16 protein-coding genes and 1 other annotated feature are annotated in these 17,081 nt (G+C 50.7%); of the genes, 15 read left to right on the top strand and 1 reads right to left on the bottom strand.

Going from position 1 to position 17,081, the window contains the following annotated elements; all coding sequences use genetic code 11:
- The first annotated feature begins 6 nt into the window (after positions 1-6).
- From NFS35_RS19005 to NFS35_RS18970, 8 genes are all read left to right on the top strand, one after another.
- Entirely contained in the window at positions 7-1,326 is a 1,320-nt protein-coding gene (locus NFS35_RS19005) for a glycosyltransferase family 2 protein (protein WP_251208672.1), read from the top strand.
- Between the two features lie 498 nt (positions 1,327-1,824).
- Positions 1,825-3,633: an AAA family ATPase gene (locus NFS35_RS19000; RefSeq protein ID WP_251208671.1), complete on the top strand. Its 1,809-nt coding sequence runs from the start codon at positions 1,825-1,827 to the stop codon at positions 3,631-3,633.
- A gap of 41 nt (positions 3,634-3,674) precedes the next feature.
- Entirely contained in the window at positions 3,675-4,028 is a 354-nt protein-coding gene (locus NFS35_RS29385; RefSeq protein WP_330640356.1) for a PD-(D/E)XK nuclease domain-containing protein, read from the top strand.
- Positions 4,029-4,075: 47 nt separating this feature from the next.
- Positions 4,076-6,532 carry an adenylyltransferase/cytidyltransferase family protein gene (locus tag NFS35_RS18990; protein ID WP_251208670.1) on the top strand — a complete coding sequence of 819 codons (2,457 nt, stop codon included), beginning with the start codon at positions 4,076-4,078 and terminating at the stop codon, positions 6,530-6,532.
- 304 nt (positions 6,533-6,836) lie between these two features.
- On the top strand, positions 6,837-8,189 hold the full coding sequence (locus tag NFS35_RS18985) for a sugar phosphate isomerase/epimerase family protein (protein WP_251208713.1): 1,353 nt from the start codon (positions 6,837-6,839) through the stop codon (positions 8,187-8,189).
- Between the two features lie 351 nt (positions 8,190-8,540).
- On the top strand, positions 8,541-9,476 hold the full coding sequence (locus tag NFS35_RS18980; protein WP_251208669.1) for a sugar phosphate isomerase/epimerase family protein: 936 nt from the start codon (positions 8,541-8,543) through the stop codon (positions 9,474-9,476).
- A 583-nt stretch (positions 9,477-10,059) separates the two neighbouring features.
- Entirely contained in the window at positions 10,060-11,052 is a 993-nt protein-coding gene (locus NFS35_RS18975) for a hypothetical protein (RefSeq protein WP_251208668.1), read from the top strand.
- A gap of 141 nt (positions 11,053-11,193) precedes the next feature.
- Positions 11,194-11,553 (top strand): transcriptional regulator, encoded by a 360-nt coding sequence (locus NFS35_RS18970; protein WP_251208667.1) that lies wholly within the window; start codon positions 11,194-11,196, stop codon positions 11,551-11,553.
- A gap of 167 nt (positions 11,554-11,720) precedes the next feature.
- Here NFS35_RS18970 and fliD read toward each other — a convergent pair whose 3' ends face one another.
- Entirely contained in the window at positions 11,721-13,019 is a 1,299-nt protein-coding gene (fliD, locus tag NFS35_RS18965; protein WP_251208666.1) for a flagellar filament capping protein FliD, read from the bottom strand.
- Positions 13,020-13,319: 300 nt separating this feature from the next.
- On the opposite strand from fliD, the gene rpmG reads away from it, so the two are divergent.
- From rpmG to rplL, 7 genes are all read left to right on the top strand, one after another.
- On the top strand, positions 13,320-13,469 hold the full coding sequence (rpmG, locus tag NFS35_RS18960; protein ID WP_251208665.1) for a 50S ribosomal protein L33: 150 nt from the start codon (positions 13,320-13,322) through the stop codon (positions 13,467-13,469).
- Between the two features lie 74 nt (positions 13,470-13,543).
- Entirely contained in the window at positions 13,544-13,753 is a 210-nt protein-coding gene (gene secE, locus NFS35_RS18955) for a preprotein translocase subunit SecE (protein WP_251208664.1), read from the top strand.
- A 15-nt stretch (positions 13,754-13,768) separates the two neighbouring features.
- The gene (gene nusG / locus NFS35_RS18950; RefSeq protein ID WP_251208663.1) at positions 13,769-14,287 is read left to right on the top strand and encodes a transcription termination/antitermination protein NusG; all 519 of its coding nucleotides are present in this window, start codon (positions 13,769-13,771) and stop codon (positions 14,285-14,287) included.
- A gap of 151 nt (positions 14,288-14,438) precedes the next feature.
- Positions 14,439-14,864 carry a 50S ribosomal protein L11 gene (gene rplK, locus NFS35_RS18945; protein ID WP_251208662.1) on the top strand — a complete coding sequence of 142 codons (426 nt, stop codon included), beginning with the start codon at positions 14,439-14,441 and terminating at the stop codon, positions 14,862-14,864.
- Positions 14,865-14,947: 83 nt separating this feature from the next.
- Positions 14,948-15,637, top strand: a complete 690-nt coding sequence (gene rplA, locus NFS35_RS18940; RefSeq protein WP_251208661.1) for a 50S ribosomal protein L1 — start codon at positions 14,948-14,950, stop codon at positions 15,635-15,637.
- 80 nt (positions 15,638-15,717) lie between these two features.
- Positions 15,718-15,865, top strand: a sequence feature (ribosomal protein L10 leader region).
- Positions 15,866-15,916: 51 nt separating this feature from the next.
- Positions 15,917-16,417 carry a 50S ribosomal protein L10 gene (gene rplJ, locus NFS35_RS18935; RefSeq protein ID WP_251208660.1) on the top strand — a complete coding sequence of 167 codons (501 nt, stop codon included), beginning with the start codon at positions 15,917-15,919 and terminating at the stop codon, positions 16,415-16,417.
- A 90-nt stretch (positions 16,418-16,507) separates the two neighbouring features.
- The gene (rplL, locus tag NFS35_RS18930; RefSeq protein ID WP_251208659.1) at positions 16,508-16,879 is read left to right on the top strand and encodes a 50S ribosomal protein L7/L12; all 372 of its coding nucleotides are present in this window, start codon (positions 16,508-16,510) and stop codon (positions 16,877-16,879) included.
- Positions 16,880-17,081 lie beyond the last annotated feature (202 nt).

Genomic DNA, 17,081 nt, shown 5'->3' with positions numbered 1-17,081 from the left:
AATGGAATGAAAAATAAAAGTATAAAAGTTTCGGTAATCGTTACGGTACATAATGCAGAAAAGTATTTAAGAGAGTGTATGGAGAGTGTAATAACACAGTCTTTGGTGGACATAGAGATTCTATGTATGGATGGTGGAAGTTCGGATGCTTCTCCCCAAATCTTGCAGGAATATGCCGAAAAAGATACCAGAATACGGATAATTGAAGATTCGAATACCAGCTATGGGCATAAGGTGAATCGTGGAATCAAAGAGGCAAGAGGGAAATATATTTCTGTGTTGGAATCAGACGACATGTATGAGGTTTATATGTTGGAAAAGTTGTATAACATAGCTGTACGATATTCTCCTGATTTTGTGAATGCAGATTATACTTGTTTTTTTGATGTGAATGGGAAACGGTTTCGGAGCGTTACAAAAATGTACCCAGATAAAGACTATAATCATTTGATGGAGAATAGGCGGCATCCGGAGGAATTTGGAGTCATACCGAGGTACTGGACTGGGATTTTTAAAAAAGACTTTTTAGAACGTGAAAAGATACAGATGAATGAATCGCCAGGAGCATCCTATCAGGATATGTCTTTTCGGTTTTTGACCAGTGTTTTGGCCGAAACTTCATTTCATTTAGATTTACCAGTATATTTGTATAGAACGGATAATCCGGAATCTTCCATGCACGATTGTAAAAAGACGATTGTGATAGCTGAAGAGCACAACTTTCTGTATCATGAACTTCAAAAACGTAATATAAGGAATAGATATATATGGCATAATGCATATCAGTGGAAATATCTGGACTTTCTCGGCAATATGCGTTATCTGCAAGAACCTTATCGGCAGGAATTGTTTCAGCGGTATCAGGAAGAACTAATAAAGGACAGGAATATTTTGGATTCTTTTGCGGATATGGAGTGGTTAAATGATGTTTCCGAGATGATAACACAATCTCCGGAAAAAATCGCGAAAAAGATTGAACAGGAGGCCATGGCAATAAGAGAGCATAATAATTATTTAAGCCGATTTTTGAATCAGATTACCAATCTGCCAGTAGGACAGCAGGTAGTCTTGTTTGGGTGTGGACAAAGAGGGGAGTCGGCATTGAAGTACCTACAGTCCGCAGAGTGCAGAATTGTGTGTTTGACAGATAATGCGGAAGACTTGTGGAATACGGAAAAATGGGGGTACCGGGTATTAGATCCAAAAGTTGCAGTACAAACTTATGGAGATGCTTTTTATGTGGTAGCAAATAAGTTGAATTCAAAGGATATTGCAGAACAATTGTTTGAAATGGGAATAGCTGGAGAGATGATATGTAAATATTGATTGAAACAAATTATAGGAGAACAAACAAGCTGATACAGCTTCTTCTCACAGAGGGTAGACAGGAGAACCTGCTCCGCTCAGCCACAGATGCACAGTTCCAACAGAAACTGTTCCGCGAGTATCATATCTGATACAATGGTTTTGCATTTATACAACACAATCTGTCCACGTTATGGAACCTCCGATAGGAAAAAACGAATGGACGCATAGCCCGAATGTGCCAAGCTATCATCAAACAAATCCTTTTCATCCCAGGAGGGCACAGCATGGCGCATGTAGTGGGCATTGGCCGTTTGGAAGATACTACGATGTTATGCTGGAGCCAAAAAGCGGCGGAACAGGCAAGGTGCCGATGCCCCGCAACAGGCGGAATATCCCTGGCCATTACTGCCAGGACGCAACCGATAAAAAGTAATTGCCCGTTTCCTCATAAAATGCTAGAATTAAACACAACAGATTCCTGCATTTTCCTATTAACAAACCACAGGAGGGCGCAGCATGGCAAGGACAGTCGGCATCGGACATCAGGATTTCTCGCAGTTGATTCAAAACAATCTTTTTTATGTGGATAAAATAAGGTTTATCAAGGAATGGTGGGAAAACGGGGATGCCGTCACCTTGATCACCCGCCCCAGACGCTTCGGCAAGACCCTGAACATGAGCATGCTGGAGCAGTTCTTTTCCCTGGAATATGCAAACCGGGGCGACCTGTTCCAGGGGCTTGCCATCTGGGAGGAAAAATCCTCTGACGGAGAAAATTCTCTGGGAGGGGAAAATCCTCCGGAAGGGGATTACAAATACAGGCAGCTACAGGGGACATATCCCGTTATCAGCCTTTCCTTTGCGAATGTAAAGGAGATATCCTTTTCCAATGCCAGGAAAAAGATATGCCAGATAATCACGAACCAGTACAATAAGTTCGGTTATCTATTGGAGGGCGATTGCCTGAATGCGGATGAAAAGGAAAGATTCCACAAGGTATCTACAGAAATGGAGGATTACATCGCATCCGATTCCCTGAACGCCCTGTCGAACTATCTTTCGCGGTATTATGGAAAGAAAGTCATCATTCTGCTGGACGAATATGACACACCCATGCAGGAGGCGTATGTGAATGGTTACTGGAAGGAACTGGTCGGCTTTATCAGAAGCCTGTTCAACGCAACGTTCAAGACGAATCCTTATCTGGACAGGGCAATCATGACCGGAATCACGCGGATTAGCAAGGAGTCTCTGTTCTCAGATTTGAACAATCTGGAAGTGGTGACCACTACCTCTGATAAATATGCGGATTCCTTTGGTTTTACAGAGGAAGAAGTTTTTGCGGCACTGGAGGAGTGCGGGCTGGGAGACAGAAAGGCAGATGTGAAGAACTGGTATGACGGTTTTGTATTTGGGGGGAAACGGAACATCTATAACCCCTGGTCCATCCTGAATTTCCTGAACAAGGGAAAACTGGCGGCCTATTGGGCAAATACCAGTTCCAACAGTCTGGCAGGGAAACTGATTCGTGAGGGTGACCCCGAAGTAAAAATAGTGATGGAAGGCCTGCTGAAAGGTGAGGGCTATCATACGACGCTGGATGAGCAGATTGTTTTTGACCAGCTGGATTATAAACGCAGCGCGGTCTGGAGCCTGCTTCTGGCCAGCGGCTATCTGCGCGCGGATTCCATGGTCTTTGATGCAGAGAGCGGCAGGCAGGAATATGATCTGTCCCTGACCAACAGGGAGGTTCGTTCCATGTTTGAAGAGATGATAAGAGGGTGGTTCAGGGATTATACCCCGGCTTATAATGGATTCGTGAACGCATTGCTGAAAGGGAACCTCCGGGAGATGAACCACTATATGAACAGGGTGGCCTTGAGCACATTCAGCTTTTTCGACAGCGGCAACAGGCCTTCAGAGGCCAAGGAGCCGGAGCGGTTCTATAATAGAATCGAAGAGACGATTCTATTATCAAAGTTCTATCATGGTTTTGTGTTGGGACTGCTGGTGGATTTAAAAGGGCAGTATACCGTCACTTCCAATAGGGAAAGCGGTTTTGGAAGGTACGATGTGCTGTTGGAGCCTTGCGGCAAAAAAGACGCTTCGGCTGTGAATGGCGATGAAAAAGATGCCATTATCCTGGAATTTAAGGTTCATGACCCGGAGGACGGTGAGAAGACGCTGGAAGATACGGTGCGGTCAGCGCTGGAGCAGATTGAAAGCATGAAATATGCGGCAAGCCTGGAGGCTAAGGGCATTCTGGCAGAACGGATCCGAAAGTATGGTTTTGCATTCCGGGGAAAGGAAGTGCTGATAGGGTAAGGAAACCTGAAAGGGAAAGCAGCTTCGGGCGATATGATATCGTGCTGGAGCCCAGGGTCATCGGGATAAGTAAGGAGCCGGAGCCTCACGGCACCCAGGGCATCTGCAGCCCCGGCTGCCAGGACGCGATCATAAATAATCGCGGTAAAGATGCGATCATAAATAATCGCGGTAGAGATGCAATCATAAATAATCACAGTAAAGATGCGATTATTATAGAATTCAAGGTAAAGAACCCCAAAAGGGAGAAGACATTAGAGGATACAGTGCAGACAGCTCTTGACCAGATTGAAACGATGCGTTACAACGCAGCGCTGCTGGCCAAAGGGATTCCGGCAGAACGAATCCGAAAGTACGGTTTTGCGTTCTGCGGAAAGGAAGTACTGATCGGATAACGGCCGTCAGGCAAAGACATAAGGCAGGGGAGAGGACTGATTGAAAGATGATACAGCCGGAGATGCTTATACGGGAAATACAAAAAGGACTATTGCACTGGTACGATTTCGCGCCAGCAGCAGAAGAAAAAAAGCCCCATATCCTATACATCGGCAGACCTGAAGACCCCATAGCAGAACTGCTCACCGACCGCCTGTTCCAGGTCACGTCTGCCCCCTGCGAACAGACCATCCGGGAACCCCGGCACCAGGAGTGGCAGGGAAGCTTCGACTACATCATTTGCATAGAAAATCTGGAGCAGCACCCTGCCCCGGAAACCTTCCTTGCGTCCTGGCGCAGCCTCCTAAAGCCGCAAGGCCGCCTGCTGTTAGGCCTCAACAACCGCTTCGGCATCCGGTATTTCTGCGGCGACAGAGACCCTTACACAGAGCGCAACTTCGACGGAATCGAAAACTACCGCAGAGCCTACTCCAAAAAGGAAGATACCTTCAAAGGCCGCATGTACAACCGCGCAGAAATAAGACAGATGCTCCGGAACACAGGCTGGACATCCGCCCGTTTCTTCTCAGTCCTCCCCGACCTAAGGAACCCAAACCTGATCTACGCGGAAGACTATCTGCCCAACGAGGACTTGGCCAACCGACTCTTTCCCACCTACAACTATCCCGATTCCGTCTTCCTGGAGGAGGAGAGCCTGTATGCCGGCCTAATCAAAAACGGCATGTTCCACCAAATGGCCAATGCCTATCTGATTGAGTGCTCCCTGGACGGAAACCATTCCGACGTCCTCCAGGTCACAAGCTCCCTGGAGCGGGGCAGGGAGGATGCTATGCTCACCATAATCCGGGATGCGGCGGCCCCACAGGAAACCGCCAGCCAGGCAGGAGCGGCAGAGCATCATACAGCAGCAGTCAGCCGAAAAAACAGGCGGACGGTAGAGAAAATCGCAGCCTATCCGGAGGGGCGGACAAAGCTGGAGAGACTTGTGGAGCATGGCAGAGACCTGGCGCAGCATGGAATCCCCGTGGTGGATGCCCGGATGGAAGACGGCATCTACGTCATGCCATACATGGAGGCAGAAGTAGGCCAGGTATATTTAAAAAACCTGCTCTTGACAGATACGGAAAAATTCCTGCAGGAAATGGACAGCTTCCGTGAAATGATTCTGCATTCCTCTGAAATCCTGGAGCCTGACAAAGGAGACGGACAGGGAGCTATCCTGAAAAAAGGATACCTGGACATGGTTCCCCTGAACAGCTTCCATCAGGACGGAAAATTCCTGTTCTACGACCAGGAATTCTGCCAGGAAAACTATCCGGCCAATGCCATCATCGCCCGGATGATCGCCACATTCTATTCCGGCAACATAGAACTGCAGAAAGTGCTGCCCATAGATGTGCTCTTCCAGCGCTACGGGCTGACCGAGCGGCTGGATCAATGGAGACGGATGGAATGGGAGTTCCTGACAGCCCTGAGAAAGGAAAAAGAACTGCGCTCCTACCATGAGAAATGCAGGCGCAACGCCGAGGTGGTGAACTCCAACCGCCAGCGCATGAACTATTCGGAGGAGGAATATCAGCGGTTATTTGTGGATATTTTCCGCAATGCGGACACCAGGAAGCTGATTCTCTTCGGCTCCGGCGCCTTCACCCGAAAATTCCTCGCTCTGTACCGCCAGGATTACCCGGTCTACGCCATTGTGGACAACAGCCGGGAAAAATGGGGACAGGAACTGGAAGGCATTCCCATACAGTCCCCGGAACTGCTCAGACAACTGCAGAGCGGAGAATACAAGGTGCTCATCTGCATCAAGAACTACCTGTCTGTCATGAAGCAGCTGGATGCCATGAACGTGAAAGAATACAGCATTTACGACTCCCACAAAGCGTACCCCAGAAAGCGGAGACCCACCATGGGACGACCCGATACGCCGCCCCATTCGGAAGCAGGATGCCCCCTGGCTTCCCCAAAGCCCCAGGACGCCGGCACATGCCCGGAACCGAAAAAAGCCGGGGAAGCAGGAACTCCCACAGCCGTGCCGGAGCATGCAGAACCACAGGAACCTCCGAACCGAAAAAAATACCACACAGGCTACATAGCAGGCGTATTCGACCTGTTCCACATAGGCCACCTGAACATGTTCCGGCGAGCCAAGGAACAGTGCGACTACCTGATTGTAGGCGTAGTCACGGACGAAGGGGTCAGGAAGCATAAGGAAGTGGAGCCCTTCATCCCCTTTGCCGAACGGATAGAAATGGTGCGCTCCTGCCGCTATGTGGACGAAGCGGTGGAAATCCCCCTGAATTACAATGGCACCAGGGATGCCTGGAAACTGTACCGATTCGACTGCCAGTTCTCCGGCAGCGACTACGTAGACAACCCCGACTGGCTGGCAGAGAAAGAATTTCTGGAAAAACACGGAGCCGAGATGGTATTCTTCCCCTATACGGAAAGCACCAGCTCCACCCGCATAAAGTCCCTGATCGAGAAGAAGCTCCTGTAATCCGGTGGCCTGACAGACCACAGCCTGAGCGGAATCAAGGCTGAGAGGAGCCAAGGCTGAGCGGAGCCCTTTCCGTTGGCTTAGCCCATATATTTTGCTTGCGGAATCCTCGCCGAGGCTGAAACAACCAGGCTTTCAGCCCAGCCTTCACTGGTCAGCCGAAGCAAAACGTTGGTTGGGTAAGCCCAGGAAAGGCGAGACGTATGCTTACGGTCTCTGAAACCCTTGGTTTTACTTGGAGTGGATTCGCTTTTAGACATAGAAAGTTGACGCTACCTCAGGCAGGGAGGAGAAAATATTGAATGTGATATGCGCCCCCTCCGGAAACGTGGACACAGAACGCCCGGGACAGGGGATTTCGGACATAGCAAAAGCAGGGTTTGAAAACATACTGCTTGATTTTACAATGTACTGCCCTCCGGCGGAACTGGAAAGCGCCGGGAAACCCTGCGCCCAGGCAGGGCATCAGAACGGAACCATAATACCAAAACAGCCCTCCGCCCCGCAAAGCGGGAAACCGCCCCAATGTCCTGAGGGAACCTGGCTCCAAAGCCTTGTACAAGCCCCCGCGCAACATTCCGGTGAAGAGCTGCCGGAACATCCCGCCGGAAAACTGCTGCGCAGCTGCAAAGAGACACATCTGACCCTCCCGATAGCCACGGCCCCATACTTAAGCAGGGATACAAAGCAAAGAGACGGAAAGGAACTCCTGACCAGGCTGACCCGGGAAAGCATCCGGATCTGCGGCGAGGCGGGCAGCAGATACCTGATTGTGCGCCCCCTGCCCGCCGCCATGCCATCCGCAGAGGCATGGGAGACGAACAGGGACTTTTATCTGAGCCTTGGGGCTTCTGCCAGGAAAAGCGGCGTCACCATCCTCCTGGAGAACCAGTGCCGGAGCCTGAACGGCCATCTGATCCGCGGAGCCTGCGCCGAGGCAGAAGAGGCGGCATCCTGGGTGGACAGCCTGAACGAAGCCGCAGGCGAGGAGCGCTTCGGCTTCTGCATGAATACAGGCACCTACAACCTGTGCGGCCAGAACATGCGGGAGATCGCGGTACAGCTGGGAAGCCGCGTAAAAGCCGTGCTGCTGCGGGACTGCGACGGACAGCGGGAAAGCTCGCTGCTCCCTTTCACCGCCGTATGCGGCGGCCAGCCCCGGACGGATTGGCTGGGCCTGATCAGGGGGCTGCGGGAAAGCGGCTTCGACGGAGAGCTGGCACTGGACTTTTCGGATACGGCAGCGGTATTTTCGCCCATACTCCGCCCGCAGCTTCTGACGCTGGCGAAGTCTGTGGCCGAGTACTTCAAATGGCAGATTGGAATAGAGAATACCTTAAAAAAATACCCCTCCATCGTGCTGTTCGGCGCCGGGAACATGTGCCGGAACTACATGAAATGCTACGGTGAGAAATACCCGCCTCTGTTCACCTGCGACAACAACCCCTCCCTCTGGGGAACCACCTTCTGCGGCCTGGAGGTAAGGGCTCCCGAGAGCCTGGCCTGCCTGCCGGAAGGCTGTGCCATATTCATCTGCAATATCTATTATCGCGAGATTGCGCAGCAGCTCCGTGGGATGCAGGTCACCAATCCCATCGAATTCTTTAATGACGAATATATGCCCTCTTTCTACTTTGACAGACTGCAGAGATATTGAGCGAGCCGCAGGGAGGCGGAGCAGACAGCGGAGAGGCCGCTTCGATTATACTCACGAGCGATAAAACCTGCCGTGATGCCCACAGACTCTACGGCTCGTGAGCCTGGTTCCATGGCAAGTTTTTTGACTGGGAGTATAAGCTACGGAAACCGGAGCGAACGATGGCTTTGGACATTTGAAGCAACAGGGACAAGGCACGGAAAATTTTGTGACTGCGGGCGTAAACTGTGGAAAGCGAAGCAAACGATGGGCTGTCTGCATGGTTTTGGAACAGGGGGAACGATAGCCTTGGACATTTGGAGCAACAGGGATGAGAAGCAGGGGCAAGAGGCAGTGACAAGGAGCGGAATAATGAGGATTGGCGTACAGACCAAAAATGTCGTATATGATGACCGCCCGGAGGACGGTTTCCGGAGACTGAAGCAGGCGGGCTTTTCCTGTGCCGATTTCAGCCTGAACGGGTATCTCACCAATATCAGCCTGTATCAGGGGGAGCGGAATGCCTTTTTCGACAAATCCATCCAGGAGCTGGAACAGTACTTCGCGCCCCATAAGCTGGGAGCAGCGAAGGCAGCCATAGAAATCAACCAGATGCACATGCCCTATCCGAACTATGTGCCCGGAGGAACCAGGGAGCTGAATGCCTATCTGCGGGAGGTGGTGGCGCCTAAGAGCCTGCAGGTGTGCGCTTACTTTGGATGCCCGCATATCGTAGTCCACGGCTTTAAACTGGCCCATTTCCTGGGCTCCGAAGAGGAAGAGTGGAACGTCATGGAACAGTTCCTGGACTTCCTGGCTCCTATGGCGAAGGAGATGGGCATCACCATATGCATCGAGAACCTGTATGAGAGCACAGGCGGCCATATCGTGGAGGGCCCCTGCTGCGACGCCGGAAAAGCAGCGGAGCGCATTGACCGGATGAACGACAGATACCATGCGGAAGTGCTGGGATTCTGCTTTGACACCGGACATGCGAATCTGGTGGGGCTGGATTTTGAAAGCTTTATGACCGTTCTGGGCCCGCGGCTCAAAGTGCTGCACATACATGATAATGACGGCGTCGCGGATCTCCATCAGATACCATATACCTTTGCCAGGAGCCGCGAGAATAAGGCGTCAACGGATTGGGAGGGTTTTATCCGTGGCTTAAGGGGGAGCGGCTTCGGAGGGACGCTGAGCTTTGAGACCGCACCCGTACTGACGGCCTTCCCGGAGGGGATGAAGGACGAAGTGCTGGCGTTTGTGGCGGGGATAGGGAGGCACTTTCGGCGCGCACTATCAGACTGAACTTTAGTAAAAGGCAAATCACATGGCAGATTCCTCTTAAATACGCTGCCATAATAACGGGAAGAACAATCCAGAGCGGGCGCTATAAACGCATGTACCAAAGATAAAATGGATAGATTCTTCCCTTTTACTATATTGAGGGCAGAAGCGGGGGCGGTACAGCATGGCAAGGACAGTGTGTATTGGACACCAGGACTAGAAGGAAACGTACAGAAAGCTTCAGGGCACCTATCCGGTCGTCAGCCTTTCTTTCGTCAATGTGAAAATTCATCGCGCACTATAGAAAAAGATTGCAGGAAGCATCAAAATATGCTAAAATAAGACCCGGAAAGATATATCCAGAACGATTGGAACAAACCATTTACAAAAGATAAAATGGATATGTCTTTCTTTTTTCATGCCCATATCCCAAAACGGAAAGCAAAAGGCGCGCCAGACAACGCCTTGCATCAAATTAAAATGAGAAATAACGCGCTTCGGATCAAGGGAAATTCAGGAAGGCCTCCGAAAGTCCCAAACCGCGAATAAATCCCCCTAAACCCGCAGACCCTAAAAAGAACAATCTCGAACAGGGGGCCTGCAAATGAAAAGAAAGCGCAAATCCCATACCCGCATCCGAATCTCAATCATAATCATAGCCATAATCCTGCCATCCGCCCTGGCCATATGGACAGCCAGGGCAGAAACCTGCGCCCACTATACCCCGGACTACGCAAAAACCGACCTCCTCCCCATTCTCCAGAAGAAAACCCCGTCCTCTGCAGACTACGAAATCCTGCTCCAACAGACAGGCCTGGCCCGCCCCGGCGTAGAAGAACTCTACGAATCCAGCCAGCAATGGAAGCTCCTTGGCCTGCAGGACAGATTCCATGCCGCAGCGGAGGTGGAATGCCGCCGCGACAACCTGCTTGCCAGGAGCGAAAGATTAACGAATTTCCGTGAACTGGTATATGATGGAAATCCTCCGCAGCTGCAGGTGGCCTCCGCCGGAATGACAGAGGCGGGAACGCTGTCCGAATTCTATTTTATGCCCACTGTCCAGACCGGGGACATCCTGATCACTTTCAACGGCCATGTCTTCGGCTGGCGAAGCGGCCATGCCGCCATAGTGGTGGACGCCGAAAAGCGCCTGACGCTGGAGGCCATCATGCCGGGCTTCGATTCCGAAATCTGCTCCCTGGACGACTGGCAGGAATACCCGGGCTTCGCCTTGCTGCGCCTGAAAGGTGCCTCCCTGGAGGAGCGGGAGCAGATTGCCGCATATGCGCAGAAGTATCTGACCGGCCTGCCCTACAGCCTTACGGCCTTTGCGGACAGCGGCGGAGAGGGCCTGAGGGCTGTGCGCAGGGACTCTGCCGGAGGGGCGTTCCCGGACGCGGACGAAAAAGGAAGCGGTGATTCGGCGGATTGCCCTCCGCCCCTGTCAGGCACTCAGTGCGCCCACCTGGTCTGGTACGCCTACCGGCAATTCGGTTATGATCTGGACAGTGACGGAGGCCTTATCGTCACGCCGTATGACCTGTACCGCAGTGACCTCCTGGAGCTGGTCCAGCTATACGGCCTGAACCACGATTAAGTTCCATTAAGCCTAATTTCTTAAGAAAATCTAAAATATGCAATTTTCTTGATTAATTTTGAATTACCCCTTGAAAAAACATACGGAAAATCGTATATTATTCTTGTACACTTGATTTACTGCTTGATATGGAGGAAAGAAATGACAAAAGCAGAAGTATTAAAGAAAGAAATTTTGGGACAGTATCGCAGCGTACGTCAGTTTGCTCTGGAGATGAACATCCCTTACAGCACATTGGTGACAGCATTAGAGCGCGGAATCGAGGGTATGGCCTATGGGACCGTTATCAAGATGTGCGACAAGCTGAGCCTGAACCCGGTGGATTTCTCCTCTTTGGAGAGGGACGCTTCCCTGGGAGCCCAGCTTCTGGAGAACCGTGTGATGCAGAATTATGTGAAGCTGAACCAGGCAGGTAGAGATAAGGTGCTGGAGTTGATGGATGACTTCGTACAAATTGACAAGTATAAGGCAAAGGGGAAAAAGAACAAGCAGGATAAGTAGTTGGCATAGCCAGGATAGTCAAGCAAGGCAAGTGGTATGAAGAAGGGAGTATCACGCATGGATGCTCCCTTCTTTGGCAAGATAGAGCATAAAAAAGGCTGCACCGGAGAAGTATTTCCCCGACGCAGCCTTTTTTGACAGATTTTGTCAAAAATGTGTACTTTTTCTTAAAAATATCCGTCGAACATCATTCCGCTGTAGGCGCTGGTGATGTAAGGGTTCGGATAGTTATGACCCGGATTCTTGTAAGCTACCATGACTTTCTCCACATAGTCCATGGGATTCAGCGATACCTGATCGCTTTTGCGCAGGAGCATGTTGGAGAAGCTCTTCAGGGGACTGAAAGTCTCATTGATGTCCCGGGTCTGGGTAGCGGTCTGGCGCAAGGCATCCTTGTCGATGGCCAAAGTCCCATCCTCTTCCAGGTTCAGCCCCATGGTCTCCAGGGAATTGCCGTATACGGAAGCGATTCCTTTCATCTCACGCACCAGCTGCCTGCTTCTGGACTGTGACTCCAGGTAGGCGGATGCCGCCTTGATGAAATCATTGTACCCGCCTACCAGATGGGAGACATTGTCCGTCAGAGACTCCACATCTGTCTTCAATCCGATTTTGGCAGATTGGCCGCCGGAACTGATGCCAGTGAGCTGTACCTCGAAAAGCTTATCCAGCGTCAGGCGGTTGGATGGCGAGGTAAGCTCTTCACCGTTCACGGAAAAGCTGGCATTGGAAGCCTCTCTGCTGGTATAATCCAGCCCAAGGTATTCCACCGCCCCATGGGTCTTGCTGGTATGGTCATCGCTGATGGCAAAAATATAATCCTTACCCGAGGCAAGTCCTGTGGCCTCGGAGGTCAGTCTCAGGGAAGTGCGCCCCTCCGACTCTGCTAAAGAAGCCCGCAGGCCGATATCGGAATTGTTGATCAGGCGTACCAGACGCTCCTGCATCTCCAGATTCGTCTCGTTCTCCCCCACCGAGAACTGGAACTCGTAATTCATGTCATTGATGTTCACGTCAAAGGAATAGGTATCCGGCGACAGGGATGCACGGCCGTTGCCGGGCAGGAACAGTCCCAGATTCTCCTGTGAAGTTGCCAGTGAATGGACTTCCACCATAAAGTCGGGAACTTCCGGACCGGAACCCTCAGGACCGACATAGGAAGCAGTGGCGATACCCTCATCGGTGGAGTATGCGCGTTTCTTGCGGAACAGTCCGTCCTTTTCCAGTCCTCCAATCTGCGCGATGGTATTGCGCAGATCCCTTGCGTTTTCTTTTAAATTGACAGCATATTGCTGCGTGTCCTTGCTGGTGGTGGGCAGATACCAGGGCTCGTCTTTATTTATTTTGACAATGGAATTATATACATTCCGGAGCTCACTTTTTTTGTGGGTATCGTATTTGGTCAGCGGTTTCGACGTATAAGTGGTAAGATAATTGTTATATACCGTATTTAAAACGGGTCCCATTGCCAGGCCTCCTTTCCTTGTCTCAAAAGCAATCCGTTGCTTAGGTAATCCATTGTGTATAATATCGGATGAAAACTTCCATTCTTTAACAGTGTAACATACAAATTATTAAGAAACAAGAAAAAAGAAACGCACAAAGCCGGAAAAATGCCAGAAAAACATAGGACAAATGCGAAAAAACAGTTGACGGAGGTCAGTTTCTATGTTATAGTTGGAAAACGAGATAAGGTTTTAGGTCTTTTTTTTATGCTTAAAATAAGACGGCGAGTTTTAAAGTAAAGAACATGCGGAGGTAGCAAAATGCGTACAAAAATCACTTTGGCCTGCACTGAGTGCAAGCAGCGTAACTACAATACTACCAAGGAGAAGAAGAACCATCCCGAGAGAATGGAAATCAAGAAGTACTGCAGATTCTGCAGGAAGCACACGCTGCACAAGGAAACCAAATAAGAGCCGGGCGGCTGTGTGGGAGGATTTCCCGCGCACAAAGCGCATTTCATGCGCCTGGGAAAGGGATGGTTGAAATGGAAAATTCTGCGGAAAAGAAAGCAAAGGCCGGCCCCGGTTTTTTCAAAGGGGTAAAGGCTGAATTCAAGAAAATCATATGGCCGGACAGACAGTCCACCCTGAAGCAGTCGGTGGCTGTAGTGGCGATTTCGGTGGTAGTGGGCGTCGTCATCGCGATACTGGATTATATAGCGAAGACCGGCGTGAACTTCATTACATCAATTTAGGGCGAGGGTGATTGCATGGCAGAGGCAAAATGGTATGTAGTCCATACCTACTCAGGATATGAAAACAAGGTCAAAGCCAATATTGAGAAGACCATCGAGAACAACAAGCACCTTGCGGAACAGATTCTGGAAGTGCGGGTTCCCCTGCAGGATGTGGTGGAGATGAAGAACGGTGCCAGAAGGACTGTCCAGAAGAAGATGTTCCCGGGGTATGTGCTCCTCAATATGGAGATGAATGACGATACATGGTATGTTGTCCGCAACACCCGCGGGGTTACGGGGTTCGTGGGACCGGGGAGCAAGCCTGTGCCGCTGACGGAGGCGGAGATGAAGCCTCTGGGCATCAAGACGGAGAACGTTTCCATCGACTTTGGCGAAGGGGACAGCATAGCCGTGGTTGCGGGTATCTGGAAAGATACCATCGGTATCGTGCAGAAACTGGATTACAGCAAGCAGACAGCTACCATCAATGTAGAACTGTTTGGAAGGGAGACTCCTGTGGAGATTAGCTTTGCGGAGGTCAGAAAGCTTTAGAATCAGGTATTTCCCGCCTGAGAAGGCGGTTGGATACAAGGGTGTCGGACATGTTTCGCACACCCGAGAGTGGGAGCGGCCCTGACGTTTGGGGCTGCGCCGGATTGCCGCATGGATTTAAGCGGCTTACCACATTATAGGAGGTGCCAAAATGGCAAAAAAAGTAACAGGTTACATCAAATTACAGATTCCTGCCGGTAAAGCGACACCGGCTCCGCCCGTAGGCCCCGCGCTTGGACAGCACGGAGTGAACATCGTGGAGTTCACCAAGCAGTTCAATGCAAGGACAGCGGACAAGGGCGATGTCATCATCCCCGTAGTCATTACGGTATACGCGGACAGGTCTTTCAGTTTCATTACAAAGACTCCTCCTGCGGCGGTGCTGTTGAAGAAGGCCTGCAATCTGAAGACCGCTTCCGCAACGCCTAACAAGACGAAGGTCGCCACGCTTCCCAAGGCGAAGCTTCAGGAGATTGCAGAGATGAAGATGCCTGATTTGAATGCGGCCAGCCTTGAGGCAGCCATGAGCATGATTGCCGGTACGGCGCGCAGCATGGGTATCACAATCGAAGAGTAACGGCTTTCCAAGACACAGGCCGTCAGGCGAAAACAATTGGGAGACAATGAGATATTGTCGCTTGAACCTAGGAGGGTATAAGAATGAAACATGGCAAGAAATATAATGAAATCGCAAAGCTCGTAGACCGCGCGGCTGTCTATGAGCCGGAAGACGCAATCGCGCTGGTCAAGAAGACGGCGGCTGCGAAATTTGACGAGACGGTAGAAGTGCATATCAGGACAGGCTGTGACGGACGTCACGCTGAGCAGCAGATCCGCGGCGCTGTGGTACTGCCCAACGGAACCGGTAAGACTGTCAAAGTGCTGGTGTTCGCCAAGGGCGATAAGCTGGCAGAGGCAGAGGCGGCCGGCGCGGATTACACAGGCGGCGAGGAGCTGATTCCGAAGATTCAGAAGGAAGGCTGGCTTGACTTCGACGTAGTGGTAGCTACCCCCGACATGATGGGCGTGGTAGGACGTCTCGGTAAGACACTGGGTCCCAAGGGCCTGATGCCCAACCCCAAGGCAGGTACCGTTACTATGGACGTCACCAAGGCAGTGAAAGATATCAAAGCCGGTAAGATTGAGTACAGGCTTGATAAGACCAACATCGTGCATGTGCCCGTAGGAAAGGTTTCCTTTACAGAGGAAGCTCTGATGCAGAACTTCAACGCACTGATGGATGCCATCGTAAAGGCAAGGCCCAGCGCGCTGAAGGGCCAGTATCTGAGAAGCATCACCCTGGCAAGCACCATGGGCCCCGGCGTAAAGGTGAACGTGACCAAGTTCTAGATGCGCAGAGGTTTTTAAGCCTGCATCTTCAAAAAGCGAAAATAGGGGTTGACGCAAGGGAAACCCTTATGATATGATACAAAAGGTTTTAAACCAGGCCGAAGACAGTAGGTGCAAGGGATTCCGAGCGTAAATCCTACCGAGGAGAAGAGCGCAACGCCCATAGATGGGGCGTGGAAAAGTATTTCCTCCCTGAGGCTTCCCTGGGGAGGATTTTTATGCTATAAGTTCGCTGAAAACCGGAAGAATTCGGCAAAAAATCTAACAGGAGGTAAAGAAATGGCAAAGGTTGAGTTAAAGAAACCCATTGTAGACGAGATTTCCGCTCATATCAAGGATGCCCAGTCAGTGGTTCTGGTTGACTACCGCGGGTTGACTGTAGAGCAGGATACCAGGCTCCGCAAGAGCTTGCGCGAAGCAGGCGTCGTCTACAAGGTGTACAAGAACACTTTCATGAATTTTGCGTTCAAGGGGACGCAGTTTGAAAGCCTTTCAGAGTATCTGGAAGGACCTACCGCGATAGCCATCTCCACTGAGGATGCCACGGCTCCCGCAAGGCTTCTCACCGAGTTCGCCAAGACGGCTGAAAAGCTGGAGATAAAGGCCGGTGTGGTAGAGGGCAATATCTATGACGCCAAGGGCATGGAGACCATCGCGAGCATTCCTTCGAGGGATGCACTTATTTCCAGACTGCTGGGAAGCTTGCAGAGCCCTGTCACCAATTTCGCTCGCGTCATAAATCAGATTGCGGAGAAAAATGGCGGAAGCGACGCCGCCTAAGAACAGCTAAATTTCGCACGGAAGAATTCGCAGAGCTGAATTCTTCTTGAAAACGGAATATGCAAACAATAGAAAATGGAGGATAATGAAATGGCTAAATTAACAGCTCAGGAATTAATCGATGCTATCAAAGAGATGACCGTATTAGAGTTGAACGACCTTGTAAAGGCTTGCGAGGAAGAGTTCGGCGTATCCGCAGCAGCTGGCGTTGTTGTTGCAGCAGCAGGCCCTGCGGCAGAGGTCGAGGAGAAGACCGAGTTCGATGTAGAGCTGACTGAGGTTGGTTCCGAGAAAGTTAAGGTCATCAAGGTTGTACGTGAGATTACCGGCCTTGGCCTGAAAGAGGCAAAAGATGCCGTTGAGAGCGCTCCGAAGGTACTGAAAGAGGGCGTTTCCAAGGAAGAGGCAGAAGAGATCAAGAAGAAGATCGAGGAAGTAGGCGCAAAGGCTACTCTGAAGTAATTTTGCCGAATGGAATGAACATCTGGCCCTGTGCCAGACAAAAGGCAGCCTTGTATGGGATAGAAGGCTGCCTTCTCTTTTATATGAAAAATAAAGTTAAAATTTCCTGAATTTTCTAAAATTCAACTTGACCCCTTTTACAACTTGTGGTAATATGGATAGTGCACTATTGTGCGGTATTGTGGTGCGTTGCATGATAATG

Origin of the sequence: Acetatifactor aquisgranensis (genome assembly GCF_943193215.1) — a bacterium.
Lineage (GTDB): Bacteria > Bacillota > Clostridia > Lachnospirales > Lachnospiraceae > Acetatifactor > Acetatifactor aquisgranensis.
This window is presented reverse-complemented; position numbering and strand designations above follow the sequence as displayed.

Bases quoted from the DNA above. Each gene is read 5' to 3' on its own strand.
- NFS35_RS19005 (WP_251208672.1), top strand. From the start codon at position 7: ATGAAAAATAAAAGTATAAAAGTTTCGGTAATCGTTACGGTACATAAT.
- NFS35_RS19000 (WP_251208671.1), top strand. From the start codon at position 1,825: ATGGCAAGGACAGTCGGCATCGGACATCAGGATTTCTCGCAGTTGATT.
- NFS35_RS18990 (WP_251208670.1), top strand. From the start codon at position 4,076: ATGATACAGCCGGAGATGCTTATACGGGAAATACAAAAAGGACTATTG.
- NFS35_RS18980 (WP_251208669.1), top strand. From the start codon at position 8,541: ATGAGGATTGGCGTACAGACCAAAAATGTCGTATATGATGACCGCCCG.
- NFS35_RS18975 (WP_251208668.1), top strand. From the start codon at position 10,060: ATGAAAAGAAAGCGCAAATCCCATACCCGCATCCGAATCTCAATCATA.
- NFS35_RS18970 (WP_251208667.1), top strand. From the start codon at position 11,194: ATGACAAAAGCAGAAGTATTAAAGAAAGAAATTTTGGGACAGTATCGC.
- fliD (WP_251208666.1), bottom strand. From the start codon at position 13,019: ATGGGACCCGTTTTAAATACGGTATATAACAATTATCTTACCACTTAT.
- rpmG (WP_251208665.1), top strand. From the start codon at position 13,320: ATGCGTACAAAAATCACTTTGGCCTGCACTGAGTGCAAGCAGCGTAAC.
- secE (WP_251208664.1), top strand. From the start codon at position 13,544: ATGGAAAATTCTGCGGAAAAGAAAGCAAAGGCCGGCCCCGGTTTTTTC.
- nusG (WP_251208663.1), top strand. From the start codon at position 13,769: ATGGCAGAGGCAAAATGGTATGTAGTCCATACCTACTCAGGATATGAA.
- rplK (WP_251208662.1), top strand. From the start codon at position 14,439: ATGGCAAAAAAAGTAACAGGTTACATCAAATTACAGATTCCTGCCGGT.
- rplA (WP_251208661.1), top strand. From the start codon at position 14,948: ATGAAACATGGCAAGAAATATAATGAAATCGCAAAGCTCGTAGACCGC.
- rplJ (WP_251208660.1), top strand. From the start codon at position 15,917: ATGGCAAAGGTTGAGTTAAAGAAACCCATTGTAGACGAGATTTCCGCT.
- rplL (WP_251208659.1), top strand. From the start codon at position 16,508: ATGGCTAAATTAACAGCTCAGGAATTAATCGATGCTATCAAAGAGATG.